Annotated in this window: 26 protein-coding genes and 1 other RNA gene; 11 read left to right on the forward strand and 16 right to left on the reverse strand. The window is 46.5% G+C overall.

The window, feature by feature from the left end:
* Positions 1 to 183: 183 nt before the first annotated feature.
* From recA to ssrA, 5 genes are all read left to right on the forward strand, one after another.
* The gene (gene recA, locus STSP1_RS05700) at positions 184 to 1,257 is read left to right on the forward strand and encodes a recombinase RecA (RefSeq protein ID WP_085755427.1); all 1,074 of its coding nucleotides are present in this window, start codon (positions 184 to 186) and stop codon (positions 1,255 to 1,257) included.
* A 943-nt stretch (positions 1,258 to 2,200) separates the two neighbouring features.
* A complete protein-coding gene (gene proC, locus STSP1_RS05710; RefSeq protein WP_085755429.1) occupies positions 2,201 to 3,007 on the forward strand; it encodes a pyrroline-5-carboxylate reductase in 807 nt (268 codons plus the stop codon).
* Positions 3,008 to 3,023: 16 nt separating this feature from the next.
* The gene (locus STSP1_RS05715) at positions 3,024 to 3,257 is read left to right on the forward strand and encodes a DUF2905 domain-containing protein (protein ID WP_204845071.1); all 234 of its coding nucleotides are present in this window, start codon (positions 3,024 to 3,026) and stop codon (positions 3,255 to 3,257) included.
* Entirely contained in the window at positions 3,257 to 3,883 is a 627-nt protein-coding gene (locus tag STSP1_RS05720; protein ID WP_085755430.1) for a M48 family metallopeptidase, read from the forward strand. Before STSP1_RS05715 ends, STSP1_RS05720 begins: the two co-directional genes overlap by 1 nt.
* Positions 3,884 to 3,923: 40 nt before the next feature.
* Positions 3,924 to 4,285: a transfer-messenger RNA gene (gene ssrA, locus STSP1_RS05725) on the forward strand.
* Between the two features lie 421 nt (positions 4,286 to 4,706).
* On the opposite strand, the gene STSP1_RS05730 is transcribed toward ssrA, so the two are convergent.
* Both STSP1_RS05730 and STSP1_RS05735 read right to left on the reverse strand, forming a co-directional pair.
* Positions 4,707 to 5,096, reverse strand: a complete 390-nt coding sequence (locus STSP1_RS05730) for an acyl carrier protein (RefSeq protein ID WP_085755431.1) — start codon at positions 5,094 to 5,096, stop codon at positions 4,707 to 4,709.
* Positions 5,097 to 5,125: 29 nt separating this feature from the next.
* The gene (locus tag STSP1_RS05735) at positions 5,126 to 5,593 is read right to left on the reverse strand and encodes an ApeI family dehydratase (protein ID WP_161491628.1); all 468 of its coding nucleotides are present in this window, start codon (positions 5,591 to 5,593) and stop codon (positions 5,126 to 5,128) included.
* Positions 5,594 to 5,693: 100 nt separating this feature from the next.
* On the opposite strand from STSP1_RS05735, the gene STSP1_RS12475 reads away from it, so the two are divergent.
* The 6 genes from STSP1_RS12475 (at position 5,694) to STSP1_RS05760 (ending at position 9,419) form a co-directional block, all read left to right on the forward strand.
* On the forward strand, positions 5,694 to 5,861 hold the full coding sequence (locus STSP1_RS12475) for a hypothetical protein (protein WP_161491629.1): 168 nt from the start codon (positions 5,694 to 5,696) through the stop codon (positions 5,859 to 5,861).
* Positions 5,862 to 6,042: 181 nt separating this feature from the next.
* Positions 6,043 to 6,900, forward strand: a complete 858-nt coding sequence (locus STSP1_RS05740) for a PEP-CTERM sorting domain-containing protein (protein ID WP_161491630.1) — start codon at positions 6,043 to 6,045, stop codon at positions 6,898 to 6,900.
* Between the two features lie 288 nt (positions 6,901 to 7,188).
* Positions 7,189 to 7,515 carry a hypothetical protein gene (locus tag STSP1_RS05745; RefSeq protein WP_085755434.1) on the forward strand — a complete coding sequence of 109 codons (327 nt, stop codon included), beginning with the start codon at positions 7,189 to 7,191 and terminating at the stop codon, positions 7,513 to 7,515.
* Positions 7,516 to 7,566: 51 nt separating this feature from the next.
* The gene (locus tag STSP1_RS05750) at positions 7,567 to 8,106 is read left to right on the forward strand and encodes an RNA polymerase sigma factor (RefSeq protein WP_085755435.1); all 540 of its coding nucleotides are present in this window, start codon (positions 7,567 to 7,569) and stop codon (positions 8,104 to 8,106) included.
* Positions 8,093 to 8,569 (forward strand): hypothetical protein, encoded by a 477-nt coding sequence (locus tag STSP1_RS05755; RefSeq protein ID WP_085755436.1) that lies wholly within the window; start codon positions 8,093 to 8,095, stop codon positions 8,567 to 8,569. The genes STSP1_RS05750 and STSP1_RS05755 overlap by 14 nt, the downstream gene beginning before the upstream one ends.
* 4 nt (positions 8,570 to 8,573) lie before the next feature.
* The gene (locus tag STSP1_RS05760; RefSeq protein ID WP_085755437.1) at positions 8,574 to 9,419 is read left to right on the forward strand and encodes a hypothetical protein; all 846 of its coding nucleotides are present in this window, start codon (positions 8,574 to 8,576) and stop codon (positions 9,417 to 9,419) included.
* A gap of 205 nt (positions 9,420 to 9,624) precedes the next feature.
* Here the strand turns inward: STSP1_RS05760 and STSP1_RS05765 are convergent, their stop codons facing one another.
* The 14 genes from STSP1_RS05765 to ilvB form a co-directional block, all read right to left on the reverse strand.
* Positions 9,625 to 10,920 (reverse strand): UDP-glucose dehydrogenase family protein, encoded by a 1,296-nt coding sequence (locus STSP1_RS05765; RefSeq protein ID WP_085755438.1) that lies wholly within the window; start codon positions 10,918 to 10,920, stop codon positions 9,625 to 9,627.
* Positions 10,921 to 11,064: 144 nt separating this feature from the next.
* The gene (locus tag STSP1_RS05770) at positions 11,065 to 12,210 is read right to left on the reverse strand and encodes an LptF/LptG family permease (RefSeq protein ID WP_085755439.1); all 1,146 of its coding nucleotides are present in this window, start codon (positions 12,208 to 12,210) and stop codon (positions 11,065 to 11,067) included.
* Between the two features lie 31 nt (positions 12,211 to 12,241).
* The gene (locus tag STSP1_RS05775) at positions 12,242 to 12,469 is read right to left on the reverse strand and encodes a hypothetical protein (protein ID WP_085755440.1); all 228 of its coding nucleotides are present in this window, start codon (positions 12,467 to 12,469) and stop codon (positions 12,242 to 12,244) included.
* Positions 12,466 to 12,909 carry a DUF6677 family protein gene (locus STSP1_RS05780; RefSeq protein ID WP_085755441.1) on the reverse strand — a complete coding sequence of 148 codons (444 nt, stop codon included), beginning with the start codon at positions 12,907 to 12,909 and terminating at the stop codon, positions 12,466 to 12,468. Before STSP1_RS05780 ends, STSP1_RS05775 begins: the two co-directional genes overlap by 4 nt.
* Positions 12,910 to 12,952: 43 nt before the next feature.
* Positions 12,953 to 15,058, reverse strand: a complete 2,106-nt coding sequence (locus tag STSP1_RS05785) for a hypothetical protein (protein ID WP_123806995.1) — start codon at positions 15,056 to 15,058, stop codon at positions 12,953 to 12,955.
* 296 nt (positions 15,059 to 15,354) lie between these two features.
* Positions 15,355 to 16,977, reverse strand: a complete 1,623-nt coding sequence (locus tag STSP1_RS05790; protein ID WP_085755443.1) for an IS1634 family transposase — start codon at positions 16,975 to 16,977, stop codon at positions 15,355 to 15,357.
* A gap of 385 nt (positions 16,978 to 17,362) precedes the next feature.
* Positions 17,363 to 19,060, reverse strand: coding sequence for a bifunctional chorismate-binding protein/class IV aminotransferase (locus tag STSP1_RS05795; protein WP_085755444.1), 1,698 nt, complete (start codon positions 19,058 to 19,060; stop codon positions 17,363 to 17,365).
* Positions 19,061 to 19,181: 121 nt separating this feature from the next.
* On the reverse strand, positions 19,182 to 20,462 hold the full coding sequence (gene sppA, locus STSP1_RS05800) for a signal peptide peptidase SppA (protein ID WP_085755445.1): 1,281 nt from the start codon (positions 20,460 to 20,462) through the stop codon (positions 19,182 to 19,184).
* A gap of 24 nt (positions 20,463 to 20,486) precedes the next feature.
* Complete coding sequence (locus STSP1_RS05805) at positions 20,487 to 20,681, reverse strand: DUF6485 family protein (protein WP_085755446.1); 195 nt, start codon at positions 20,679 to 20,681, stop codon at positions 20,487 to 20,489.
* 23 nt (positions 20,682 to 20,704) lie between these two features.
* On the reverse strand, positions 20,705 to 21,172 hold the full coding sequence (gene smpB / locus STSP1_RS05810) for an SsrA-binding protein SmpB (protein ID WP_085755447.1): 468 nt from the start codon (positions 21,170 to 21,172) through the stop codon (positions 20,705 to 20,707).
* Positions 21,173 to 21,294: 122 nt separating this feature from the next.
* Positions 21,295 to 22,440, reverse strand: coding sequence for a hypothetical protein (locus STSP1_RS05815; RefSeq protein ID WP_123806996.1), 1,146 nt, complete (start codon positions 22,438 to 22,440; stop codon positions 21,295 to 21,297).
* A gap of 78 nt (positions 22,441 to 22,518) precedes the next feature.
* On the reverse strand, positions 22,519 to 23,520 hold the full coding sequence (gene ilvC, locus STSP1_RS05820; protein ID WP_085755449.1) for a ketol-acid reductoisomerase: 1,002 nt from the start codon (positions 23,518 to 23,520) through the stop codon (positions 22,519 to 22,521).
* A 34-nt stretch (positions 23,521 to 23,554) separates the two neighbouring features.
* Positions 23,555 to 24,046, reverse strand: a complete 492-nt coding sequence (ilvN, locus tag STSP1_RS05825; RefSeq protein ID WP_085755450.1) for an acetolactate synthase small subunit — start codon at positions 24,044 to 24,046, stop codon at positions 23,555 to 23,557.
* A 16-nt stretch (positions 24,047 to 24,062) separates the two neighbouring features.
* Complete coding sequence (ilvB, locus tag STSP1_RS05830) at positions 24,063 to 25,769, reverse strand: biosynthetic-type acetolactate synthase large subunit (RefSeq protein ID WP_085755451.1); 1,707 nt, start codon at positions 25,767 to 25,769, stop codon at positions 24,063 to 24,065.
* Between the last annotated feature and the right edge of the window lie 294 nt (positions 25,770 to 26,063).

A 26,063-nucleotide genomic window follows, 5' to 3' on the forward strand; every position in this document is an offset into this window, starting at 1 on the left:
AACGCCCCTGTTTTGCAATATACAAGCAGATTATCTTGTGTTTTAAGGGTTTGAGAGAGGAAAAAAGAAAAAGCTTTGAAAAAATTTTCAAAATTTTTGATTTTTTTCTTGTTCGGTTTTTGTTCGGTATTATAATACCCTTCAGTTGGTTAATGAAAACTTGATAATTCAGGAGCTCAGCAAATGGCTAAATCAAAGAAAAATACCAAGAAAGAAAAGCAGGATGAGGGTAATCCAAATCTGCAGCGCACAATAGAAATGATCGAAAAGCAGTACGGTGCGGGTGCGATTATGAAGATGAACGAATCTCGGCACCTTAACGTACGCAGCGTCAGCTCCGGTTCGCTTTCTCTGGATATCGCCCTTGGAGGAAAGGGGATTCCAAGAGGCAGAGTGGTAGAGGTGTTCGGTCCTGAGGCATCCGGAAAAACCACCCTCGCTCTGCATATGATCTCAGAAGCGCAGAAAGAAGGCGGTGTAGCGGCGTTTATTGATGCCGAACACGCTCTGGACACCACATGGGCGAGGAAGATTGGCGTTGATGTATCAGGGCTGCTGGTGAGTCAGCCGGAGACAGGCGAACAGGCTCTGGATATTGCAGAGCTTCTGGTGAAGAGCAACTCCGTTGATATTATCGTGGTGGACTCTGTGGCAGCGCTTGTGCCCGAGGCGGAGATCACAGGCGAGATGGGCGATAATCACGTTGGGCTTCAGGCAAGGCTTATGAGCCAGGCGATGAGAAAGCTTACAGGGATTATGAGCAAGAGCAAAACGATCCTCGTTTTCATCAACCAGATAAGGCAGAAAATCGGCGTTATGTTCGGGAATCCTGAAACCACCACCGGCGGGAACGCACTAAAATTTTACAGCTCTGTGAGACTTGATGTAAGGCGAATCGCCACGCTTAAAGACTCCGGCGGCGAGGCGTACGGAAACCGCACGAGGGTTAAGGTGGTGAAGAATAAGGTGGCCCCGCCATTCCGTCAGACAGAATTTGATATCCTGTTTACCGGCGGGATAAACTGGGTAGGCGATATTATAGATACTGCGGTGAATAAAGACATCATCTCAAAAAGCGGGGCATGGCTGAATTACGGCGACATAAAGCTCGGGCAAGGCAGAGACAATGCAAAGCAGTTTATGCTGGAGAACCCCGAGATGATTGACGAAATTAAAACCAAGATAATCTCGCAGGAAGGCCTCCTTGAAGAGGATAATGAGGCAGAGGCTGTTAAAGAAGAGGAGACTGCTGAATAATAAAAAGGCAGAAGGGTGAAAAAATCTGAAAGGATTCTGATTCTTTCACCCCTTAAAAAGCATACCAAAAGAACCTTCGTTCTTTTAAGTTACATAAAACTAATTCGGACAGGCAAAAGAGGCGCCTCGCGTGAGGTGAGCCTCTTCTGCTTTTTTAAACGCTTCTGTGATTCTCGCCCCTGAGAAACACTGAGATTTATAAGACACTTAGCACCACTGAGATGCTCTAAGGATTTTTGTCCAGTAGCCAAAGCGATTCGAGGCTGTTAACCTTGTCAAAAAATCTCCCCTCTCCGCCGCAGGCGGACTATCTGTGTAGAAAAAACATTCTCCACATCAGAGCAGGATTATGTATTGCGGTGGCAGCGTACTTGCCGGCATAGAGCTTTCCCTCATTTATGTACCTGTCCCCTCCAATGTAAATATATATTTAAACCGAGCCAGTCCGCCGAAGGCGAAGACAAGCGGACGGACCGGCTGAGGCGGGCCTCCACGTGCGGCTCTGTTTAAATGTTCGCCTCGTAAAATCGCTGCGGAATACTAATGACAATCAGAGCCACGCAAGAATCCGCCAAAGGCGGACGGAATAAGTGGATACAGACCAATTGAGAATATGCAGAAGACAAAGGCATAAGTTTTTTTTTCGCAGAATTTTCACGCTGCCCAGCCGGGCGAAAACGCTGGTTCGCCCCTGCTCGCCAACAAAACCCGCAAACAAAAAATCCTTTGCGAGTTTTCCGCCGCAGGCGGACTGGCGCAGCAAATAAACAGCAATAAATTCTGCAAAGCATTGCAGCATGATGATTTGCATTTTGCCAAAAAATATTGTTGCACACCTCGTAAAGGCAAGCCGCTGATTTTTCTTTTATTAAGCCCTTTTTGTTATAAAATATATTATCGTTTGCAATTGACAGTTTTCAGTTAAATCAAAACGGAGCGAGAAATGGCTATAGGTTTTATCGGTGCTGGAAATATGGCTGAGGCTATAATCAAGGGGCTTATCTCTAATAAGGTTTACAACTGCGATGAGATCAATATCAGCGATATCAGCGACAACCGCCTCGAATATATGCAGTCTGCCTACAGCATAAATACATTCAAATATAACAATCTTCTGGTAAGTTCAAGCGATCTTGCAGTGCTGGCGGTTAAGCCGCAGGTGGCGGGGGAAGTGATGGAGGCTCTCGACGATTTCCCTGTCGATAAGCCCGTTATCTCCATCGCAGCTGGGCTGAGGATTGAGAAAATCACAAAACTGCTGGGCGATAGGCCGGTGATTCGCGTTATGCCGAACACCCCCGCCCTTGCCGGCTGGGGAGCGGCAGGTATATTCGCTAACAAAAAGGGCGAGAAACACCTCCCGCTTGCAAAAAAAATCTTCTCTGCAATAGGCGAGGCTTTTGTGCTTTCAAGCGAGGATGATATGAATATCGTAACTGCTTTGAGCGGCTCGGGGCCTGCATATTTCTTCCTGCTTATGGAGGAGATGATAAACGCAGGGATCGAACTCGGGCTTGACGAAAAACTGGCCTCAGATCTTACGATACAAACTGCGATCGGCGCCGCAATGCTTGCAAGACAGGGCAATAATGACAGCGAAACCCCTGAAGACCTGAGGAAGAAGGTTACTTCCCCGGGAGGCACTACAGAAGCTGCCCTGAAAGAATTGGAAAACAATCAGCTCGGGGCATTGGTTATGCTTGCCGTATCACGGGCTAAGCAGAGAAGCGAAGAGCTTTCAAAGGTTTGATAAGCGGAGGGATATCTTGCCGGAAGGGTACACTCAAATCGGAAAAATATTGATTATCGCAGGCCTTATAATCGCCGCAATTGGCGGGATTATGGTGTTTGCCCCGAGGCTGAACCTCTTCAGACTCCCGGGCGATATAAACATCAGCGGGAAGGGCTGGAAGATATACTTTCCGGTGGTGAGCTGCATTGTTATATCACTCCTGCTTACGCTTATCTCCTGGATAATCAAGTACTTCAGCGGTAAATAATGGACTTCACAGCAAACCTTGAAGGGATTGAGATAAGGGTGGTAACATCCCCGCGTGCCAAGCATCTCCGGCTCACTGTTTCGCAGAACGGGGCGAGGCTCAGTGTGCCTCGAGGCGTTTCCAGCCGGCGGGCGATTGAATTTCTCAAAACAAAACGGGACTGGCTCCGAAAATCGTTTGCGAAAGTAGAAAAACGCAAGGAGAACCTCAATTCTCGTTTGAAAGAGATGCCGAGGCTCGATCTGTATCAGCAGCAGGAGGAGATCTTCCGCAAAGCACAGCGGCTCGCAGACCGATTTGGGTTTGATTACAGCAAAATCACATTCCGCTGCCAGAAAACAAGGTGGGGAAGCTGCTCATCGAAAAACAATATCAGCCTGAATATCAATATGGTTCTTCTGCCTGAATACCTGCAGGATTATCTTATCCTCCACGAACTCGCCCATACAAAGGTTAAATCGCACTGCAAGAAATTCTGGCATCTATTGGATGACTGCTGCGGGCAGCGATCTGCAAAGGCCCTCGACAAGGAGCTCAATTCATACTCTATCCTATTCACCCCCGAACAGATATGGCAGCTCCACGAGGACAGAGCTCAGCCGAACATTTCTCAAGAAACTGAGTAATTGAAATGTGCCGCAAATGCGGTATAATACAATAACTCTTGGGGGCGACTGGCTTCGACCGGATAAGTTGACTCTCAAGCGGCATGTCCAGGATGGCAGTTGGCCTGGTAAAAAATCTGCTGACTATTTTTTATATGGCAAAAATAACTTTGCTATGGCTGCCTAAAAAATTGCAGCCCGTCAACCTGAAAGCTGCCCGTGCTTGAAGGTCTTGGCGCCAAAACTTACGGGATAGCCTGAGAAAGCTGCCTTCGGTTCTCAGGTGAAATTTAGAGGGCTGGTTTCTGCGAAGGCCTGTTTCTCAGCCTACCGCGGAAACGAGAATTAAATGAGAAACTAAACATGTAGAAGCTTGGGATGAAGTATCACGGGACGAGGGTTCAATTCCCTCCGCCTCCAGTCGTTGTAATATAAAAAACGCTTATAAAACAATGAGAGATATATCAGCAGCGGCATAACCGTTAGAAGGCTCTTGCAGACCTAAATTAAATAAGCGTTGTGAAGCTCAGGGAAAAATATTTAGTCGTCCCTGAAAATCAAAGTTTTCGGGGAAATTCTTGAATTATATCAGTAGGGTAAAATCTTTTCTGTAAATTGTGTTTAATATTACTCTCTGGGTTCCTGTTTGTCAGGCCGATGCTTTGCATTAGGCATACCTCAGATTCGATCTCACCAAGGACACCCCTGCCATCTGCTGAGAGTTCCTGCTGCCGAGCCTGCATTGGGCTCTCACAGCCAAGTTAATAAACATTCAGGGCAAACCGAAAAGCAGAAGCTCCCCTAAAGAAGCTTCTGCTGATAATTTTGTTTGTAAGCTTAAACCTTAGCTTACTTTGGTTTCTACGAATTTCACAATTGATTCAACGGTGAAAAGATCCGGAAGCTTGTTGATATCGGGATCTGCCTCAAACTCACTAAAATCAGTATGCGGCATTTTGTCCTTGAGCTCAGCGAGGCCGGCTTCTGTCAGTTTGCCGTCCTGCACATACTCGCCGTTTTCCATGATTGAATCGGCAGGAAAAAGCTCTTCCCTCGGAATCTTTATATCAAAAGCCTTCTCAAGATTGAACGTAATATCGAGAAAATCGATGCTCTCAGCTCCGAGGTCTCCCATTAGAGTAGCTTCAGGTGTTACCTCATCGTCATCGAGCCCGAGTGCATCAGCGAGAACTTCCTGCACCTTCTCAAAAATTTCATCACGACTCATCGCCATTTCTAAATCTCCTTACTTTCTGTTTATTGTTACTGCGTAAGCAGCTGCCATCTTTTCTTCAAATTATCGATTACTTCCTTATCCGCACACCCCATCTCGGGATTATCATCAGCAAGGTTGAAGTGCTTGAGGTCTATCCTTGCCTCAACCACCGCCTCGTCCCCAGCCACGCCGGAAGCCTTGAAGCTGCTGGTCTTATCTTCCAGGCTCTTAACCTCAACGCTGTATCTTATCGTGCTCCCGGGAGCCGCAAAGGATTTGTATTTTACGTTTCTGGCCTTCTTTAGCAATACCATGCTGTTGGTGAAGCCCTGATATTCCCTCACAAGCCACGAGGCAGATTCAATCATACCCTGCAGAAGAAACACGCCGGGGAGTACGGGAAATGCAGGGAAGTGGTCTTGGAGGTATTCCTCTGCAAGAGCTACGTTCTTCACCGCTTCCAGACGCCGGCCTGAATCTATATCTGTTATTTTATCTATTAACGAAAACTTCATAATCTCAGAGATTCTAAAAAAAAGATTATACCTTTCCAGCATTTTTTCTTTTTTTGCGGCGAATATATGCGGAAAATACACTTCTGCCAGGCTCAAGTTTATGATTTCTGATAAAGCAAACCAAATTAAAGAAAAAAAACAAGCAGCAGATTTTTGTAATCAGCAAAACACTTTAATTTGCTTAAGCCAAAGTTTCAATATTTTTTATCATCAGCAGGCGAATAATTTTAGTCGTGAAGAATTGAAAAACCTTAAATTCTATTTGTAATCGTAAGATTATATGTTAAATTATTGGCTGTGAAAATTTTTTAGTTTTAAATTACGGAGAGTTTATGCGTTCGGTAAAGCTGTTCTTATTTTTGGTTCTTATTTTAGGCATTTTCAGTGTCAGCTCGTTGGCAGCCTTCAGACAGTTTTCAGTGGTAGATCTAAATTTTCCTTCCGGAGATATGGAAAGAAAAGCTCAGGAGGGAAGACTCGACGGGTACAATTCTATAGCCGAGGAGGTAGAAGCAAACGGAGAGCTCGCCCGGGCAGAAGCAGCAGCACAATGGGACATTGCCCCTAGTTCGGGGAAAATTGAATTTACCACATCCAGCGTTTATGCCGGCTGGGAAAGCAGCGGAGTTGGCCTTGATACCTGCTACAGCGCTGCCAACTACGATACATTCAGTATTGAGGCTGGAAACAGCGGCCTTTCTGAAGGCGCATCAGCGCAGATCGGTGTGAGACTGGATATCACTGCCGCTGCGTCTTCAGAAGCCCTCAAAGCCGAAACCGGCCTCACAGAATTCAACTACTGCCTTTACCGCAGAAATCCTGAACCCGGATATCTCGGCTATACCTATGGAGATAAGCTTTTCGATGCGAAGTTTAAGGTTAGCTCTTACGGATTCACCGAACAGGCGGAAGTACAGGGAACTCAGGTACTGGATAACTACACTGAGTACGGAAACGGCCAGGGCAGCGAATATGAAACTTATTCTTTCGATATCATACTTGATGTGATTGTAGGAGAGGATGTTGAGCTGATGATGGGAATCGCTGACTCATTGGATGGTGATGTGTATGAGTATGAATCGGACACGTATGATAACGGGACGAGCCAGAAGATAGGCAATGCGCAAACAGATTACCAAACCGCCGGCAGCACTGAGATGCAGTGGAGCTTTTACGAGGCTGAAGGCTCGGAGGGGATTGCCATTGATTCTGCAAGCGGATATGGCACTATAGTTCCCGAGCCAGCCTCAATCAGCCTGTTTGCCATGCTTTCAGCGGGGCTTATCCGAAGGAGAAGCAAGGCCTGATTTTGCCCTCGGAATGAACACTTACGTCTTAAAATTAAAAAGCCCCGAAGAATGCCTTATTCCCGCGGGGCTTTTTATTTTTTCGCCGGCCGGCTATGAAACCTTGTTTCTTACCTTCCAGCGAGCCTTTCTTTTCTTGCTGCCGACTTTACGCCTGCGTCTTGGCTTGCTCATTTATCGCTCCAGTTTATCGTTCTGCAATTATTTCTTATTTTATCTTTAGAACTGGGAGGATATCGGTTACACTTTAAAAAGCAAGAACTTTTTTAATTTTAAAAGGAGCAGGTTATGATTCAATGTAAAGACTGTAAATACTGCAAAGAAGGGGCAAACGGGGAAATGATTTTTCTTTGCAACCCCTTCAAGTATATCGTAGAGCCGGAATGCCTGCAGAAATGGCAGATTATGAAACTCAATGAGCTGCTTTCAATACAGACCTCGCAGGCAAGGGCAAATTCCAAGCTAAACGATATACAGGACAAAATCATTAAATATGTGGAACGTGAAATAGACGACATGGAAGACGCTGATGGCTGGAAATACCTTGATGACCAAGAAGATGACCCTGAATCACCAGACTGGGATGAGGAAGATTACGAAAAATATGATTTCTGATAACACTGATTTTTTTGAAATAATTTTTTTCCTAAGGACGTCTTTATAACCGTGAACGCCGGAGATATCAACAAAGAAAATCTAATAGCTGGCTGCAAAAAAGGTGATCAAGATGCTTACCGGCAGCTTGTTGATATGTATTCCGACAAAATATATGGGTACTTTGCGGCCTGTACAAGAAATCCCGAGGCGGCAGAAGAGCTTTTGAGCGAGTTTTACCTTAAACTGCTTAAAAGCATCAAAAGCTATAAAAACGGCTCCTTTGAAGCGTGGATTTTTAAGATTGCCGGCAGCGTTTACTACGATTATTTAAGAAAAATCATCAGAGAAAGAGAGAACTACAGCAGGTATTGCGAAGAAAAAGAATACTTAGACCGCCGGCAGGATTCAGCCGAGCCGGAGACGGATGTAGATAAGGCGGTCTCGGAGCTTGATGAAGACAGCAGAAACCTTGTAATGCTCAGGTATTATTCGGATATGAGCTTCAAGGAGATAGCAGAGGCAACAGGCAGACCTGTGGGAACAGTTCTCACGAAAATCCACAGAGCACTTAAGAAAATGAAGACGGTGATAGAAAATGAAAGCAGATAACGAAAAAACAGATTTCGAAAAAATCGGCGAGATTCAGCCGCTGGAACGGGAGATTTTCGAATCTTCCCAGTTCAGCAAGGCGGCAGACTTCCCTCTCAATGAAGATGTAAAATCTTCGCTGAAAGATAAAATTGCAGACAGGCTGGCGAAAGAGAGGAGAGCAAGATTATTCACTCGAAGCGTTTGGGCAGCAGCAGCGATTCTCGCTGTTGTATTCTCCGTTTCAGTAAGCCTTATGCATCCAGGCAGTGCCGCTCCGGAGAAAGCAGCAGAAGCAGAGGTGGCTCTGGAAGCTCCCGCTAATGAATTCTGGCAGGCAGACAGCGATCTCAGCCTTCTTGAAACAAAACTGGAAAACATAGAATACAGCCTTGCAGATAAAAACGGAGCATCCGGAAAAATAGAAGGCGAAATTGAATCGATAAAACAGCAGCTCAGCTCTGAGCAATTCTGGAAAGGATAGGTAAATGAGAAAAACAGCTTTATTTCTAATTCTTACAGCATCTCTGCTGATCGCGGCTGATGAGGTCTTTGATGAGCCCGACGGCGGCAAACAAAGAGGCAGAATGCAAAAGCAGCAGACTGGCAAAATGTATAACAGAATGCTCGAGAAGATCGCCGAAGAAGATAAGGCTCGAGCAGAAAAGCTCAGAACACTCAGAGAAGAAAATCCCAAGGAATTTCACGAAGAAATGAAGGAAATGTTAAAGGGGAAAATGGGCAGGCCGGATTTCCGCGGCCATGATGATCACCATCGGCCAGGTGAACGCCGCTTTGAGCCGGGCGAGAGGTTCAGAGCAAAATTCAAGGAAAGATTTGCCAAACGCAACGATGAATTTATTGAATGGCTCGAGGAAAACTTCCCGGAAGAAGCCGAAAAGATGGAAAAGGCATTCGAAGCAGACCCTAACTCAGCCTTCAAAAACACAGCTTATATAAGAAACAAGTATCGGCGGATCTTTGAAATTGAAAAAAGACATCCTGAAATGGCAGAGCTTATGAAAAACGATCTGGAGCTAAAAGAGCGAAGAGATCAAATCACAAAACAGCTCCGCTCGTGCGAGGATGAGCAGGAAAAGAAAGAGCTCAAGAATGAGCTTAGGGATATTGTTTCAATGAGATTCAATGTGATACTTGAAAAGAGGCGTCTGAAGCTTGAAGACCTGAAAGAAAAACTCAAGCAGATTGAGAAAGAAATAAATAAACAGCAAAACGACCTCGAAACCCTCGATGACCAGCGGGACTCCTTGATAAAAAGTCGCATGGAAGAGCTCGTAGAGGAATCAAAGAAGCAAAAGGTTGACTGGGAATAAAAGCAAGAAAACCAATCTTCACCAGCTATAAGCTTGCAAGACAGAATCTTCCGGTTCTGTATGGGACAAGCTAAGTGAGACTGCTTTTAACCTTGTATTCATTTAGAAGGGTCTTTGCAAGAACGTTTTTTGCCCTGCCATTTTTGCCCATTTCAGCTCCCTAAAAATGCGAAAGTGGGCAGGAAACTTTCGGTATCGGGTTTATCTATCGTCCGATGCTGTGGTATTCGATGCCGCAGCCGGCGACGAAGTCCGGGCTGTAGAGGTTTCGGCCGTCGAAGATTACAGGCCTTGAAAGCTTTTCTCTAATCGTATCAAAGTCCGGCGATCTGAATTCCTGCCAGTCGGTAAGCACTGCCATCACATCCGATCCCTCGAGCGTCTGGTATACATCCTCGCACATTTCAACCGCTTCACCAAGCTCTCTTGCGGCATTTTCCATTGCCTCCGGGTCAAACGCCTTCACTTTCAGCCCTGCCTCGGTGATTTTCTTCAGGCTTCTGATTGCCGGCGATTCTCTGATATCGTCTGTTTTGGCCTTGAAAGCGAGCCCCCAAGCGGATATCTGGCTGAGACCGTTTTCTCTGCAGTATTTGATTATCCTCTCAGCGAATCTGTCCTGCTGGCGGTAGTTTGCAGCCTGCACAGATTTGGCGATAGTCATCTCAATGCCCTGCTCATCCCCCATATACGCAAGAGCCTTCACGTCTTTCGGGAAGCAGCTCCCGCCGTAGCCGAGACCTGCAAAGAGGAATTCCTTGCCGATCCTTGAATCCGAGCCGATGCCGATCCGCACCTTCTCGATATCCGCTCCAAACTGCTCACACAGGCCGGAAAGCTCGTTCATAAAGGTAATTCTCGTGGCGAGCATTGCGTTAGCGGCGTATTTGGCCATCTCCGCGCTGGCCGGATCCACAAAGATCATCCTGCTGGATTTACGCATAAACGGGGCGTAGATATTCGTCATAAGCTCGAAGATTTCAGTTTTGGTTGTCCCTATGATTACCCTGTCCGGCTTGAGGAAATCCTGCACAGCGGAGCCTTCCTTCAGGAATTCCGGATTGCTTACGTAATCGAAGGGGTGGTTGGTGTTTTCCTTGATGATATCCGAAACCACCTTATGCGTGCCCACAGGCACGGTGCTCTTGGTAACGATTACATGCCGGCCTGTCATATACTTTGCGATAGCCTCCGATACCGCCTTCACCGCAGATATATCCGCCGAGCCGTCCGGGCTGCTCGGAGTTCCAACGCCGATAAACGTTACGCCGGAATTCTGCACGCCGTAGGCGATGTCCGTGGTGAATTCGAGCCTGCCGGCTTCGCTGTTCCGCTCTACAAGCTCCTCGAGGCCGGGCTCGTATATCGGGATAATGCCCTTCTTTAGCCCCTCGATCTTGTTTCCGTCTTTATCAACGCATATAACGTTGTTCCCGCCTTCTGCAAGGCAGGCCGCCGCTACAAGCCCTACGTATCCGACACCGACAACTGATATCTTCACTTTTGCTCCTAATCGTAATTGGAAATGCTGTTAAATTATTATATGAAAATTATTCTGATAAAGATAACCAGCAACCGTTTCCCTGTCAACAAAACATTTCTGTTGTTAAGCATACTGTATTAAGATAAAACGCTCACCAAATTTCTACGTTTTTATTGAGCTCATCTCTACCACAGCTATGGGCATAAACACAATCACGGGAAGCGCTGCCCAGAAATCAGGCATTATTTTTCCCATAATCGGCTCTGTTGCCACTATCTTGCAAGCGAAGGTGAATATAAAGCAAGCTGCGGTTATGCTGAAGCTCTTTAGTGCAGCAAATTTCATCTGCTTCTTGTCTCTGCAAACAAGCACAGGCAGGGCGACCATCAGCATCACGAAATTGATAATCGGGTCGGTAAACCTTGAATACCTCTGCACATATAGCCTCGCTCTGTCGCGCACCCTCGCTCCGCTCTCAGCAAGCCTTGCAAGCTGAGCAGAGCTGAGCAGGTCTATATTCTTCTGCTTGTTCCGCACGGGTATGGTTTCCGGGGTTAGGTCGGTATTGTAGCTGTAAACCATTTTCTTTGTGGTATCAAGCCTGCTGCCGGACTGCTTGCTGAAGAGCTCGATTTCAGTTCCGGCCTTGTACAGAGGCTTATTTTCTTTGTCTTTGCCTGCCTTAGAGTAAAGCTTCCATTCGCCTTTGCCCTTATAAACAGCCATATCAGCCTTAATCCAGCCCTCTGCTGTGTTTCTGGTGCCATCCTCGTCGCTTAATACTACAGTAAGATCTTTCATATTCTTATCTGCCTCTGAAAAACTGCCAGCATAAATAATATTCCCCGAGCTGTCTGTAAGGCATTCAACGCTCATCTCGCTGGCTTGATTTATGCTGTCGTGAGAGCGGACAATCAGATTGGCATAGCCCGGAATGATTATCTCTTGGTCGATTATCAAAAGCCCTGTCATGAGGGCAGCGGCGGCAAGGATTGGAGCTATAACTCGTTTTAGGCTTATCCCCGAGGCCATTATAGCCACAAGCTCATTGTCTCTTGTCATTCGCCCAAGGGTAAAGGCGGCAGCGAAAACCGCTATCACTCCCGCAAAATCACGGAAATAAACGGCGCTTTGAACTGCGTAGAAGGTGAATATATTATTGAGCATGGGCAGGAGACCTTCGGTTTCTGCAAACTCATCGAAGTTTACAAAAAGGTCTATCAGCATCCTGAGGCCTACAAGGACAGCCGCAGAGATGATGTATCCGGCGAAAAAATTGCGGGATATGTATTTATCGATTGTTTTCATTTTCGCACGGACTCTCCGAAAGAAATCCGAATCAGCAGAAAAATTCCACTATCCCGAAGATTATCAGTGCCAGAAGCACCATTACCCCAGCTGCGCATAGCGAAAGACGCACAGTTTCCCTGAAAATCTTAGGTCCGTCGAAAACGGGATTCTTCTCGAGCCTCACAATAAAGCAAACGATAATCAACAGGGGAATAGCCCAGAGAAACTGCTGCGGATTGCAGCCTATATCGATAGGGGCAGTGAAAGAAGCTATCATTTTTTCCCCTTTCCGGCGGCTCTGTTTTTACTGCTTTCTTCATCGAAAACGCCGTCGCCGTGCAGGGCAACAGCTGAGGCCTTGAATATGCATATCAGATTTAAGAGCCCTGCAAGGCCGGTATAGAGCTGGCCTATTTCAGCGGGCTTTCCGTAAACAGGGAAGTCTCCTGAAGCAGTGATATTGCCTATAAACGCCACAACGGGCGAAAAAACCATCTGCGGATAATACCACCATATTGAATTCACCCTGTCAACAACGCCGATAGAGCCGATATAAAGGCCTGCAATAAACAGGACAGTAAGGCTCACAAACACCGCTGCGGCCTTCTTCTTCTGTCTTACCAGAAAATAGCCGCCGCCCGGGACTACCCAGCCCACCAGTGCAACTGAGGCTGCAAACATAATCCTGTCGGTGAATGTTGAATTTTTCTGAGCCAATTTACGCTCCTGAATTAAAGACCGCGTTCAGAAAAGGCCTCCGTCAGCCTTCATCCTGAGCTTCTGGGGCTTGCTGCTCTTGATCTTCTGTAAACTCAAATCCCGTTCTTGCAGCGATATTTTCCGGATTAAGGAAAACAAGGGCAGACTCGCCTGAATACACAGATTTAATGCGGTCTGCTTCGCTCATCTTATCCTCAAGCGGCTGAGCAGGTGTTATATCAACGCTTTGCACAGCATAAACCGTTTCCTTCGATGGCACCTTAACCTTTGCAGGCAGATCCCCGTCGGCAATTTTATACATTGCTTCGTAGAGATTGTGGTCTTTGAGAAGGCTTACATAAGCCCGTCTTCCTGCAGCACGCAATCCGCTTTTAACCTTTGTTTCGTAGAGCTGGAGCTGAGAAATACGCGATTTATCCGAAAGCTTCTTAATCGTAAGCCCTGCGTTGTTTTTCTCGTTGAATTCTTTCAAGAACTCGCCCCAAGACTTATCCCCGGCAGATTCAAGAAAGGCGTTTGCCTTTTGCTCTGCTGTATCCATAGCAGCGAGTGTTTTATAGTCTTCGCTTACCTCTTCTCTTACTGTGTAGAATTCTTTCTGGGCATCAGTTTCGTTGATAAGCGAACCGGTTATCTCGAAGGCAACCTCTATATCTTCAGGCACGTAAGATTTTTTGAAATCTACAACCCTTATAAGAGCCTTGTTCTGCGGCCACATATTCTCAAGCGGTCCGATATTTTCATAGACCTTCGGTGTTTTGCGGTCGAATTCGCTGAGATTTTCTGCTTCAAGCCCCTTCACAGAAAAGGTGAGCTTTACGATATTCACAGGCAGCCTTCTTTCTTTTGAAAGCGAAAGCCTGCCGAGGTTGCGGTCTGAGGTGAGCCTTTCCTTGTTGAGCCAGCCTGTACGTCCGGAATAAATCTTTATGCCGTACTTCTTACTCACCTTCTCAGCGGCATCCTTGTAGCTTCCGGAAAGCTCCTTGAGCTGGTCGCCGGAAAGATTATCAAGGTTTCTGTCTTCGTAGCCGGCCTCGATTATATCTGTAAGGTCGTTGAAGATATCCTTCATTAAAGCGTCTTTGCGCATGTTGATAATATCGTTTTCAACCTGCCTTATAACCTTGGAATATGGCTGAGTTACCTCAACCTTCTCTGAATTCTCATCTTCGGGATTCTTCGGCTGCTCACGGGTATATTTGGATTTGTTATCTGAGTAGTACTCTTCCTTTTCGCTCTCAGTAGGCTTATCCACGACAGCCTTAACATCATCGCTCTGAACAACAAGATAATCCAGCTTTACTGTATCTTCGATCTTGTAGCCGAAACCATATGGGTTATCGCTGCTGAAGCTCTGGTCGGTAAAGTTCTTATACTTCTCGAAAAGCTCTTTCATCTGCTCCTGAGAAGGCTCTGGCGTCTGGTCAGTGTACTTGCTTGCTGGAAAATGAACGTACTGGGCAGAAAACTTCTCGTTTTTAAAACCTGCCGCTGCCTGCAGATCTTTTGCCGTTACATTGCTGTTTCTAACGGACATATCTACATAATTCACAACCGAAAGCATCTTAGCAAACACTTCCACAATGTCTTCCTGAGGGGTCTGCATCTTTCGGCTTGCCCTTTTTATCATCGTTGCGGCATTTTCACCCATATAACGCTTCATAAGTTCCAATGCATTACTGGATGAAACAGAAGCCCCGTATTTGTAGGCCTCTTTATTGAGCATCATCCATGCGGAGATCGGATCAATCTCTTCTGCATTGAAAAACTCATCGACAACCTTCTCGCTCACCGTGAGGTTGCCCTGCATTGCAGCATACTTGAGCTGTGTTTCGAGCATTGAAGATGTGCCGCCATCCGGGAACAGCAGGTTCGCTATTATCAGCCCGTTCAGGCCTGTCTGCTGAAGCAGACGCCCCCCGCCTACCGCACGGAGCACTTCAAGCTCATTTGCCGCTGACACCCTGTCTTTGGCACGAATTTCCGTGCCGTCGTCAAACGTGGCGACAACCTTATTGCTCGGCCCGCGGGCAGAAAGAACCTGCTGAAGCGCAGTTCCGCCGAGGAAGGCTATCATTATTAACACCAGCAGCCAAACCATTATGGTATGGCGTCTTTTCTTAAACAATCTTACGATATTCATTTATCTTTTGACTCCGATATTTGCTTAATCAGACAGCTTATATCACGTTTCGCTACGAATTAGCGAATTTCAGAAGTATATGCAAGAGAACCGAAGATTCAAGACAAATACGCCGCAATGAAAACGAAACTTGAAATTATCCTGAATTTAATTTTCGCATCGCCTCCCTGCTATGGCTAAACCCACCCTTTTTCCTGACTTCGGCGGTAAATTTTCATAAGTGCCTGTCAATAAAGGACTCGATTTTTTGCGCAGGCACTACAACCCTGTTTTTTTGAGTTTTTTCAGGGTCTGTGTTACATCTTATAGGGTGTGGTATCTGCGCTCAGATTAACTGTTTTGTAGAGTTTCCTTGCGTCCTCGTTAATCTTTGATGGCAGCACATATTTGCATTCGCTTTTCTTATCCCAGAGGATGCTAAGCTGCACGTGGTTTAGCGCATTTACCATTCTTGCCACAGACATCGCCTCGAATCTTAGCCTAACCCTGTATGCCAGATTCCTCGCGCAGGTTAGAGCGATAAAGCATATCAGTATATGGGCTTTGATTCGTTTCGGTGTCCAGTGATATATCGGCCGTATCTTCAGGTCGTGCTTGCTGATCCTGAAGCACTCCTCAATTAGCCAGAGCTGCTTGTAATGCTCTACTACTGCCGAATCATCCATATCCTTAACATTCGTTATAACGCCGTGAAGGCCATCAAATTTCGCTGCCTGAGCATATTTCTCTTCATTTATCTCGCAGTTTACCTCGCCGGTAACTCGCATAAATTTCTTGTAGCCGTAGTTGCTTATAAGGGATTTGGGGTTACTGCTCTTTTCAAGCTTCTCACGAAGTTTTCTTATAGCTTCGTCCCTGTCGTGTTTATTCTTTTTGGCGAGCTTGTCGCTGTAGGTAACAATTAGCCTTCTGTTCTTGCCGTAATCAAAGCTTCTGAGAGGAGCAACGGATTCTGTAATCTTTGCTTTCCATTGATCAGTGAGGCTTTTTAGCCTCGCTGCTACGATATATTCCACTTTCTGCTCTTCAAGGTAATCCAGATTAGCCTTGCTCAGCATCGCACTGTCTGCGGTAAATATAACACGCTTGAGGTTGTATTTCTCTTTGATCTTAGGGATAACAGTGTGCAGAGTATGCCCTTCATACTGATTGCCGGGGAACACCTCATAACCAACTGGAAGCCCCTCTGAGGTTGAGAGAAGGCCAAGCACAACCTGCGGCTGATTGAACTTCATATCCTTGCTGTAGCCGTTCTTTTTGAGCTCATCTTCAGTAAATGATTCAAAATACAGGGTGGTGCAGTCGTAAAACAGAAGGCTAATCTCATCTCCAAGAAGACCTTTAGCAGCCTTGTGAGCGTGGTTTTGAGCCTTGTTGATAATATCGTCTGTTATTCCGTCCATCATCCTGTAAACACTGTCAAGAGAGAGGCTGATGCCGAAGTCTTTGGAGAGATCCTGAACACTGTTGCGCTTGCTGACCGGATTTGCAAGCCTTGCCATGGTAATGTGGCGAAGGTTTCTGCGAGCAGCCTCTTTGCGTTTATCAAAAAGATTGTTAAATCCGAGCTCGTCATAGATGCTTCCGAACACCTCATGGATGCCGGTGGTGATGCGTGCCTGCTCCTTAATATCCTTCAGATTTACGTTTATAGGCTCATCATCGATCTTTTTGCGGGCTTCTATAGCAGCCTCTGCAAGCTGCTCAGGCTTGAAAAGTGCCGGCGTTATCTCCGCCTCAAGTTTAGCCTTCTCGAATTCGGCGAGATCTTTGAGACGGGTAACATCCTCTTCTGTGAAGGCAGTGCCCATATGACGTACTATACGCTGGCGAGGCTGATTCTTCTCGTTGCGATAGCTCGCAACAATCTGAACAGATCTCTTTGGGCTGTTTTTTGATTTTTTTACTCGTATAAACATAAACACAGATTATACGAAATAAAAATATTATGTCAATATAAAAATAAAATTAGGCACTACAAGGAAGCCAGCCCAAAACACCACCCGTAACAGCCTCAAAACGCACTTTTCGATGAGTTTTCCGCAATACAACCGCCGAAGTCAGGAAAACGAAACTTGAAATTATCCTGAATTTAATTTTCGCATCGCCTCCCTGCTATGGCTAAACCCACCCTTTTTTATTACTGTAAAAGCTTTATAAAAACTGAATTTTTGAGATTGCCGATTAGACCCTTTGGACGCAGCGAACTCGGTTTGCTCTGGTGAAAAATCCGCTTGCGGCAGCGGAACGAGAAAACCGGCTAACAGGATAACTCTGCGAAAAGGCTTTAATCTTTGAGATTGCTTACAACCCACTTCCTCGCAGTGAGGCTGGGAGAGCGGATGAACGGGGCTGGATTGCATCGGGAATTTTCAGCTCAATCCGACCGCGTACAGAATTAGTAAACACCGCCGCATCGGCCTTGAGGAGGTCTTGGAGGTAAAGCCTTTTTTCCTTCGCATTTCTCTGTTTGATATAAACTTGTCTTTCAACCCCCGGCAGGAGTCCGGACTCAACGGGAGGCGTGAAGTATTCCTCTCCAAATCGCAGGAAGAGATTCGAAATCGAGCCCTCCAGAAGCTCGCCGGCTCGTGTATGGAGTATGTGTTCGGAAAAATTTTTCAAATCGAGATTGAGCCTTCTGGAGGTTTTGTGCAAAGTGAAAGCCTTCGGCCTTTCCCGCACTTCACGAAGCCCAATCCGCCCCTGCTGCCAGGGGATAAACGGGAAAACCTGCACAGCAATTTCGCCTATTGAATTAACCGAAAGCCGCACGCGTTTATCGCAGGAGGGGCCTGGTGCTTCTGAGATAAGCTTTTCTCTGAGAGCCTCCCTGCTGCAGGGGATCTTGAAAAAGCCAAGAGATTCTGCAATCCTTTCAAGGTGTTCATTCAGGCGGGCAAACTCCCGTTTTTTGCTGTCCCAGAGGATTGATTCAAATACGCAGAATTCGCTTTTTGTCTCGATAAATTTGGCTTTCAGAAGCGTTTCTTCATATTCCTCTGCCGGCTCGGAGCATACGGTTATCCCGCTGCCAGCCCCCATCCGGCCTTTGCCGTTTTCCAGTTCAACCGTTCGTATGGCGATTGCATGGAGCATTCGGTCTTTGCTGTTGAGTCCGATTGAGCCTGTGTACAGCCCCCTCTCAAAGCTTTCCACACGGCGTATAATCTCCATCGTGCTTTTTTTAGGGGCTCCTGTTATAGATCCGCACGGGAAAAGCGCCTCGATTATTTTCCGGAAAGACTTCTCCCGCAGTGTTCCGCAAATTTTGGACGTCATCTGATAGAGCGATTTATACTCCTCCACCTCAAGCAGCTCGGGAACGTGCACATTATCGCATATCCTGTTGAGGTCGTTGCGGAGCAGATCAACAATCATAACGTTCTCGGCAATATTTTTCTCATCATTCTTGAGGAAATCTTCGCCCTGGTCAAGCCTGCAAGTACCTTTCATCGGCCTTGAGTATATACTGCGGCCTTCTGCACAGAAGAAAAGCTCAGGCGTTGCCGAGATGATGTGTTTGTCTTGCAGTTTTATGATGGTGTTGTAGGCTGTTGGCTGGGTTTTCAGTGAATGAATGAAGAAGGCGAGCGGGCAGCCGAAGAAATTGAACTCAACGCTCGTTGTGTAGTTCACCTGATAAGTTCTTCCCGCCTCAAGCTCGGATTTAATCTCCGCAATGGCATTGAAATACTCACTTCGAGACTGGGAAAGCCTGATCCCCGTAACAGCAAAATCATTGCAGGGCCTTATTTGAGGCCTTGAGTATGATTTGTAGAAAAGCAGGGTGCCGAGGTTCGTACCTCCCGCCTGATTAACTAAATATTCTCCGAGCCGGTAATTCAAAACCGAAACCACATACCCGCCTTTTTCCGCATATTCCTGCGCAAAATTAAAGGCCTCTGCGAAATTCTCAGAGCTCAAATCTATCACTTCCTCCGGCGAGCTGAATTTGACCAGCCTTCCCGGGAGTTTTGTAATTACGGTAAAGTTATCCACAGCTAATCCAAAAAAGAAACAGGCAGGGAAACGCTCCGGCCTGTTTCAAGTTTTATTTAATTTAAGGAGAACAAATTAAATATCTTGTTATTTTAAGTTAGGCAAATATCTCTTCTCAGCGTTAATTATCAAGCCTCCAGAGATACATAAGCTCAGGTCTGCTGATTTTCTCCAAGGTTTCTTCTGCCCTTGGGAAAAATCCTGTTTCTTCTGCGGTATTCCTAAGCAGATAATCAAGGCTGAAGGTTTCTCTGAACCCGAAGACCTCGGGATTCTCAAGCCCGTTTTCCTCAGCAATCACATCTCTGAGGTCTTCAAGATAGCTTATTCCGTCTATCAGGCCGTTGTTCACCGCCTCTTCGCTGTAATATATGCTTCCGTCAGCAAGCTTGAGCACCTGCTCTTTTGAAAGCTTATCGCGTCCTTCGGCCACAATCGAAACAAAACGCTGGTATGGCGGGTTTATCAGCTTGTTCTGCACATAATCAAGCTGCTCCTGCGTAAGCTCTCCGAACATCTTGGGCCAGTCTTTCTTCTCCCCCGATTTTACGGTGATATTCTTAACCCCGAGTTTTTCGTTCATAAGGGTTTCCAGATTGAAAGACTGAAGCACAACGCCAATAGAGCCGGTAATCGTTGTGGGCTCGGCGTATATCTGGTCGCAGGCAGCAGATAAATAATACCCGCCGGAAGCCGCCACACCGGACATATAAGAATATACGGGAATATCGGTGTCTTCTTTAAAGCTTTGGATGTAATGGTGGATCTGATCGCTCGCTGATACAGAACCGCCCGGAGAGGTTACCCTAACAATCACAGCGGCGACAGAATCATCCTTTTCAATCTTTTTGATTCTGCTCTTGAACTGCTGGCTGGTTTGGAAAGTAATCAGGTTCTGCACGTCTATAAGTGCGATTCTTTCGTCCCTCTCGCCTTCAATGACCACAGTTTCGTTGAAGCCGCCTCTTGCGAATCTTGAACCCTTTTCAATATCAATCAAATCATCCTGACTGAACACTGCGGCAAGAAATGCCACGATAAACAGCACCACCATAATAAAATACGGCACTGTAATCACCATATAGATGAATTTCAGCGCAGACCAGAGCCTGCCCCAGAAACCCTTTTTCTTTTCCCCGGATTTTTCTTTCTTCTTTCCGGTCTTTTTGCTGCCGCCGGAAGTTGGCTCCTGCTTGCAATCAGAGGCATCAACGCCTGCTCCAACAGCTGCGGCCTCCTCCTTCTGCACAGAACCGGAAGGTCCTTCAGGCTGGGTTTCTTCAGGTTCAGGGGTTAGATTTAATCTTTCATTTTCTGATGAATTATCCTGCCCCTGCCGGCCTTCCTGCTCTTCGAAAGGCTGGTTCTCATTGTTATTTTCGTTTTTGTAATCATCATCCATTATCTTTGCTCCTTAAAAACATTTTTATAGATTCCATGCCTTAGCGAAGGCCTTGAAACTCCTGTCGTAGGTTTTTTCCACATCATCAGGGAAGCAGCATGCGGGCAATTGCTTCATCCGCAGATGATACTGAATACAATCACAGCAAACTCCCTTTCTAGGGCAGGGTTCGTAGGTGCAGTTGCAGTTTTTCAGATTATCTTGTTTTTTGCATTCCATAATTTCTCCTGCTGAACCTAATTTTAATATTTCGCATACCGCTGCATATCCCGTTTGAGGTCTTTTTCTTTGATAGCAGCGCGTTTATCGTACTTCTTCTTTCCCCTTGCAAGGGCGAGTTCAAGCTTTGCTGTCCCGCGGTCGTTGAAATAAATCGCAAGAGGAATCAGCGAATAGCCCTTTTGCTCGAGTTTTGTGTGCAATCGCTTAATCTGAGCCTTGTGAAGAAGCAGTTTTCTCTTTCTCTCTGGATCGTGATTGTTGTATGTAGCTTCTTTATAGGGCTCAATCTTGCAGCCTATGAGAAAACATTCATTATTGTAAATCCTTGCATAAGCTGCGTTTAGATCGGCGCTTCCCTTTCTGAGCGATTTCACTTCACTGCCTTTTAATTCCAGGCCTGCCTCGATTTTATCAAGAATCTCGTAATCGTGAAATGCTTTTTTGTTTTTTATCCTGGGCCAGCGTGATTTCTTTTCTTCTTTTGCCATCTATCTTAATTTACTTTCTAACCGGCTTTTTGCAAAGAACTAATTTGGAATAAACACCATAAAAAAAGGCCGCTTGGAAAAAATGCTCCCAATACGACCTTTTCTGTTAGTCAAATTTGAAATTATTCCTGCTCGGAAGCATTCTCCTGAGTTTGCTCTTCGGCATTTTCTTCCTGAGCATTTCCGGCCTCGGCCGGCTCACTCTGCTGGGTCTGCTGGTCGTCAGCTTCAGCTTGAGTTTGCTCATTTTCAGGTTCGGGTTCGGCCTCAGCTTCAGTCTGCTCCTGCTGCTGAGCTGCCTGTTCGTTTTCCACCTCGCCAATCTCCGTGGAAACATCAGGTGTTTCGCCGGTTTGAGGCTCTGGGGCAGATTGCTGTTGTGCCGGCTGCTCGCCGCCTCCGCCGCCGAAGAGATTGCTGAAGAAATCAGTTAAGAAATTCGAGCCGCCCGTTTCTGCTTCTTCAGCAGGCTGAGCCTGCGGCTGAGGAGTCAGCATTTCGTTCGGCCTTACGAATTTATCCATCTCTACCACATCAGGATGATTCTCGAAGTCCTTAGTGTATTTGCCGATCTTGATCTTCACCCTCACCCTGTATTCATCATTAACAAGCATTCTCGCCCTTGCAGGGCCGAAGGTTGGGAAATCGAAATCGAGCCCTCTGGGTTCTTTGAGCATAGCAATCTTTGATGGATTCTGCTCAATCTCATACATCATCAGCGAGAAGGCCTTTTTCACAAGCATTGCTCCTGAATACACGTAATCGCTGTCCAGACGGATGGGGTCGATATCTCCAATGAACATATTGATTCCGGTAATGATGATTTCCTTGCGTCTTTCAGCTTCATTTGCGTAGGTTATATCATCGAAGTCGCCCGGGAGGGAGTATTCCATTTCAACCCTTCCTCTGCCTGCTGTTCCGCCGTATAGGCCGAAGTTTGATTGTTTTTCTTCAAAAACAAAGGCATATTTGCGTGCAAGGCGGTTGTTATCCTGCCCGAACACTGCGGCATTCATCCAAATTGCTTCCCCGTCATCTTTCTGTCCCCAGGAAGCGATGGAGTTCTGATTCTCAGATACATACTCTCCCATCTCGTCCTTCTTTATCTCGGGAAGGATGTCTGTGGAGGTATCAAAGCTGATCTGCATCTCCTGAAAACGGTCGAAAATAAGCTCATCTGCCGGTGCAGAGGCGTTGTTATAGCTGCCGCAGCCGCCTGCAAACAAAACCATAACCGATAAGGCTAATACGCTAAGCGATAATCTCAAAGCAATCCCTTTCTTTTTACAAGGAAAACTTGCTGTAAATAAATACAGGAGCATTTTTCAGCTCCTGTAAAGTTAAACTCAAACTTCTTTAGAATCAATCCAGCTCATCATTTTACGCAGCTTTCTGCCTACTACTTCAAGCTGGCAGTCATGATCGGCTTCATACAGGGCCTTGAATCTTTTCAGGCCGTTATTGTACTCATCAATCCACTCTTTTGCAAACTCTCCAGACTGAATTTCTCCAAGAATTTTCTTCATTTCTTTCTTGGTTTCGTCTGTGATGATTCTCGGGCCGGAGATCATATCACCCCACTGAGCTGTGTTTGAGATGCTGTATCTCATATAGTTGATTCCGCCCTCATACATAAGGTCAACGATGAGCTTCACCTCGTGCATACATTCAAAGTATGCGATTTCAGGCTGGTATCCCGCTTCCACAAGGGTTTCAAAGCCTGCTTTTATCAGCGATGTAAGGCCGCCGCAGAGGACTACCTGCTCGCCGAAGAGGTCTGTTTCTGTTTCCTCTTTGATGGTGGTTTCGAGGATGCCGGCGCGTGCGCCGCCGATTCCATTGCCCCACGCAAGAGCCACTTCTCTTCCCTTGCCTGATTTATCCTGCTCTACCGCCACAAGACACGGAACTCCGCCGCCTTTAACGAATTCGCTCCTTACAAGATGACCCGGGCCCTTCGGGGCTATCATTACCACATTGTTATCCACCGGCACATCGATAAGGCCGAAGTTGATGTTGAATCCGTGGCATACGCCGATTGTCTGGCCGGGCTCGAGATTAGGTTTGATGTTTTCGTTGAATATCTTAGCTGTAATCTCGTCAGGAAGGGTCATAATGATAAGGTCTGCGCCTTTCATTGCTCCCGGAATGTCTTTTGGTTCAAATCCGTGTTCCTGGGCAAGCTTATAATTATCAGAGCCTTGAACCTCTGCCACTGCCACTTCAATCCCGCTGTCTCTGAGGTTTTGCGAGTGGGCATGCCCCTGGCTTCCGTAGCCAATAACCGCCACCTTGCCCGATTTGAGGGCATCAATAGGTGCATCATTTTCATACAATACTTTTGCCATTGTTATCTCCTGTAAACAAATTTTTTCTTAATTGCTAATTTTTTTCGCCCTTGCGATATCTGGGCATAGCGATAGTGCCCGTTCTGGCAGTAGCTTTTATGCCGTAATGCCGGCAGGCATCTATAAAGGCTTCCATTTTACTCTCAGGACCTGAAATTTCAACCATAACGTTTTTCGGCCCTATATCCACCACTTTGCCTTCAAACATTGAAACAAGAGCCTGAATTTCGGCCCTCTTTTCAGGCCGGCAATGGATATTTATGAGCATAAGGTCTCTTGCCACGATATCTCTTCCGGCAAAATCCTGAATTTTCACGACAGAAACAATCTTTCCAAGCTGCTTTCTAACCTGCTCAAGCACTTCGTTTCCGCCAACTACCACGATAGTCATTCTGCTTAGGTTCGGGTCGTCTGTTCTTCCAACTGCGAGGGAATCTATATTAAAAGCCCTTGCAGCAAACATACCGGCAACGTGCGCCAGTACTCCAGGCTTATTCTGAACCAGAGCGCTTATTACGTGCTTCAATTTCAATCTCCCAGAATTAAGGCATTTTTTCGAAAATTTCCAGACCTGCCATTTCGTCGAGAGCTTTGCCCGGCGAAACCATAGGCCACACATTTTCCTCGGGCTCTATGCGGCAGTCCAAGACAAACGGCCCGTCGTAGGAAAGCATCTTTTCAATCGCTCCTTGCACTTCATCCTTTTTCTCGATGCTTATTCCGCCTGCCCCAAGAGCCTTTGCCACATCCGCAAAGTTTGGATTCAAGAGGTGGCTGTGGGAATATCTTCTCTGGTAGAAAAGCTCCTGCCACTGCCTTACCATCCCCATATATCCGTTATTCAGCACCACTGCTTTCACAGGCAGCTTGTACATTACCGCTGTTGACAGCTCTGTCATCGTCATATTGAAGCTGCTGTCTCCATCAATATCTATAACTGTGCTGTCTGGTCTTGCAACCTGAGCGCCGATAGCTGAAGGAAGGCCGAAGCCCATAGTTCCAAGCCCGCCGCTGGTTATAAACTGACGGGGATACTTGTATTTATAGAACTGAGCTGCCCACATCTGATGCTGGCCTACGCCTGTTGTGATTGTGGCTTCTCCCTTTGTCTGATTCCAGAGCTCTTCGATTACGTATTGAGGCTTTATTGAAGTAGCGTTTTTATCGTAGGTGAAAGGATGAGCCTTCTTCCATTCGCTAATCTGGGCAAACCATTCCCCGCGGTCACTGTATTCAAGCAGCTCTGTTATCTCGGGGAGAACGAGCTTGGCATCTCCTACCACCGGAACGTGAACCTGAACGTTTTTGGATATACTTGCGGGGTCTATATCTACATGCAGGATCTTTGCATTCGGGCAGAACCTCTTTAGCTGCCCTGTAACCCTGTCGTCGAAGCGCGAACCCACAGCGATGAGCAGATCGGAATTCTGAACCGCCATATTTGCGTAAGCCGCTCCGTGCATACCGAGCATATCCAGCGAAAGCGGGCTGTTCTGGTCGAAAGCTCCCATGCCCATCAACGTAGTTGTAACAGGTATGTTGGCCTTCTCGGCTAAATCTGTGATCTCTCGGGAAGCATTAGAAATAATAACTCCGCCTCCGATATACAGAACAGGCCTTTTGCTCTTGTTTATCGCATCAGCAGCCGCCTCAATCTGCTTTTTATGCCCTTCAACTCTCGGTTTGTAGCCCGGCATATCAATGTCGGAGGGGGGATTGAGCCTTCCTGTGCCCACAGAAACATCTACCGGAATATCAACCAGAACAGGTCCTGGGCGGCCTGTTGAGGCTATGTAGAAGGCCTGCCTGAGCTCTTCGGCAAGGTTGTTTACGTCTTTTACTATAACGTTGTGCTTAGTGATCGGACGGGTTATGCCCGTTGTGTCAACTTCCTGAAAGGCATCGCCTCCAATAAGCTCAGTACGAACCTGCCCGGTAAGGGCAACCATTGGCACAGAATCCATCATAGCGTTGGCGATTCCCGTGGTGAGGTTTGTTGCTCCCGGGCCGGAGGTTGCAATGCAAACGCCGGTCTTCCCTGTGCACCGTGCATAAGCATCGGCCATATGAGCTCCGCCCTGTTCGTGGCGGGGAGTGATAAACCTTATGTCTGAATCGTAAAGTTTATCAAATATAGGAAGGACTACACCCCCAAGATAGCCGAACATAGTATCTACACCCTGCTCCTTGAGGATCTCAACAATAATCTGCGCTCCCTGCATTTCAGGGGCATTAGAAGAATTTTTCATTATATTCTCCTGACTAACTTTATTTTAGCTATATACAGCCCAGCAGTACGCACGGCCGACAGCCTGCGCCCCTGAAAGCCTCTCTAAAAGCAAACAGAGCATCGCAAGCCCGCAAGACCAAATCCGCTGAGCCTTTTATCACATCCGGTTTCGTGAATCAGGCGTCTCAGACTGCCTGTTTACAGACTGAAACACAGATAATTATAACGTAAGTATGAACTTGTCAAAGAAAAATAAGTATGAAATTTGAAGTTTTTTATTTTTTAAAGGTTTGATTTGCAGGTTTATATGTTA

Source organism: Sedimentisphaera salicampi, assembly GCF_002117005.1.
Classification (GTDB): domain Bacteria; phylum Planctomycetota; class Phycisphaerae; order Sedimentisphaerales; family Sedimentisphaeraceae; genus Sedimentisphaera; species Sedimentisphaera salicampi.

Coding starts and splice junctions, on each gene's coding strand:
- sppA (WP_085755445.1), bottom strand. CDS start 20,462: ATGGATGATGATTACAAAAACGAAAATAACAATGAGAACCAGCCTTTC.
- STSP1_RS05775 (WP_085755440.1), bottom strand. CDS start 12,469: ATGATAGCTTCTTTCACTGCCCCTATCGATATAGGCTGCAATCCGCAG.
- STSP1_RS05760 (WP_085755437.1), top strand. CDS start 8,574: ATGAGAAAAACAGCTTTATTTCTAATTCTTACAGCATCTCTGCTGATC.
- STSP1_RS05740 (WP_161491630.1), top strand. CDS start 6,043: ATGGAAAGAAAAGCTCAGGAGGGAAGACTCGACGGGTACAATTCTATA.
- proC (WP_085755429.1), top strand. CDS start 2,201: ATGGCTATAGGTTTTATCGGTGCTGGAAATATGGCTGAGGCTATAATC.
- STSP1_RS05785 (WP_123806995.1), bottom strand. CDS start 15,058: ATGAATATCGTAAGATTGTTTAAGAAAAGACGCCATACCATAATGGTT.
- STSP1_RS05745 (WP_085755434.1), top strand. CDS start 7,189: ATGATTCAATGTAAAGACTGTAAATACTGCAAAGAAGGGGCAAACGGG.
- STSP1_RS05770 (WP_085755439.1), bottom strand. CDS start 12,210: ATGAAAACAATCGATAAATACATATCCCGCAATTTTTTCGCCGGATAC.
- ilvC (WP_085755449.1), bottom strand. CDS start 23,520: ATGGCAAAAGTATTGTATGAAAATGATGCACCTATTGATGCCCTCAAA.
- STSP1_RS05790 (WP_085755443.1), bottom strand. CDS start 16,977: ATGTTTATACGAGTAAAAAAATCAAAAAACAGCCCAAAGAGATCTGTT.
- ilvB (WP_085755451.1), bottom strand. CDS start 25,769: ATGAAAAATTCTTCTAATGCCCCTGAAATGCAGGGAGCGCAGATTATT.
- STSP1_RS05720 (WP_085755430.1), top strand. CDS start 3,257: ATGGACTTCACAGCAAACCTTGAAGGGATTGAGATAAGGGTGGTAACA.
- STSP1_RS05730 (WP_085755431.1), bottom strand. CDS start 5,096: ATGGCGATGAGTCGTGATGAAATTTTTGAGAAGGTGCAGGAAGTTCTC.
- STSP1_RS12475 (WP_161491629.1), top strand. CDS start 5,694: ATGATTTCTGATAAAGCAAACCAAATTAAAGAAAAAAAACAAGCAGCA.
- smpB (WP_085755447.1), bottom strand. CDS start 21,172: ATGGCAAAAGAAGAAAAGAAATCACGCTGGCCCAGGATAAAAAACAAA.
- STSP1_RS05755 (WP_085755436.1), top strand. CDS start 8,093: ATGAAAGCAGATAACGAAAAAACAGATTTCGAAAAAATCGGCGAGATT.
- recA (WP_085755427.1), top strand. CDS start 184: ATGGCTAAATCAAAGAAAAATACCAAGAAAGAAAAGCAGGATGAGGGT.
- STSP1_RS05735 (WP_161491628.1), bottom strand. CDS start 5,593: ATGAAGTTTTCGTTAATAGATAAAATAACAGATATAGATTCAGGCCGG.
- STSP1_RS05805 (WP_085755446.1), bottom strand. CDS start 20,681: ATGGAATGCAAAAAACAAGATAATCTGAAAAACTGCAACTGCACCTAC.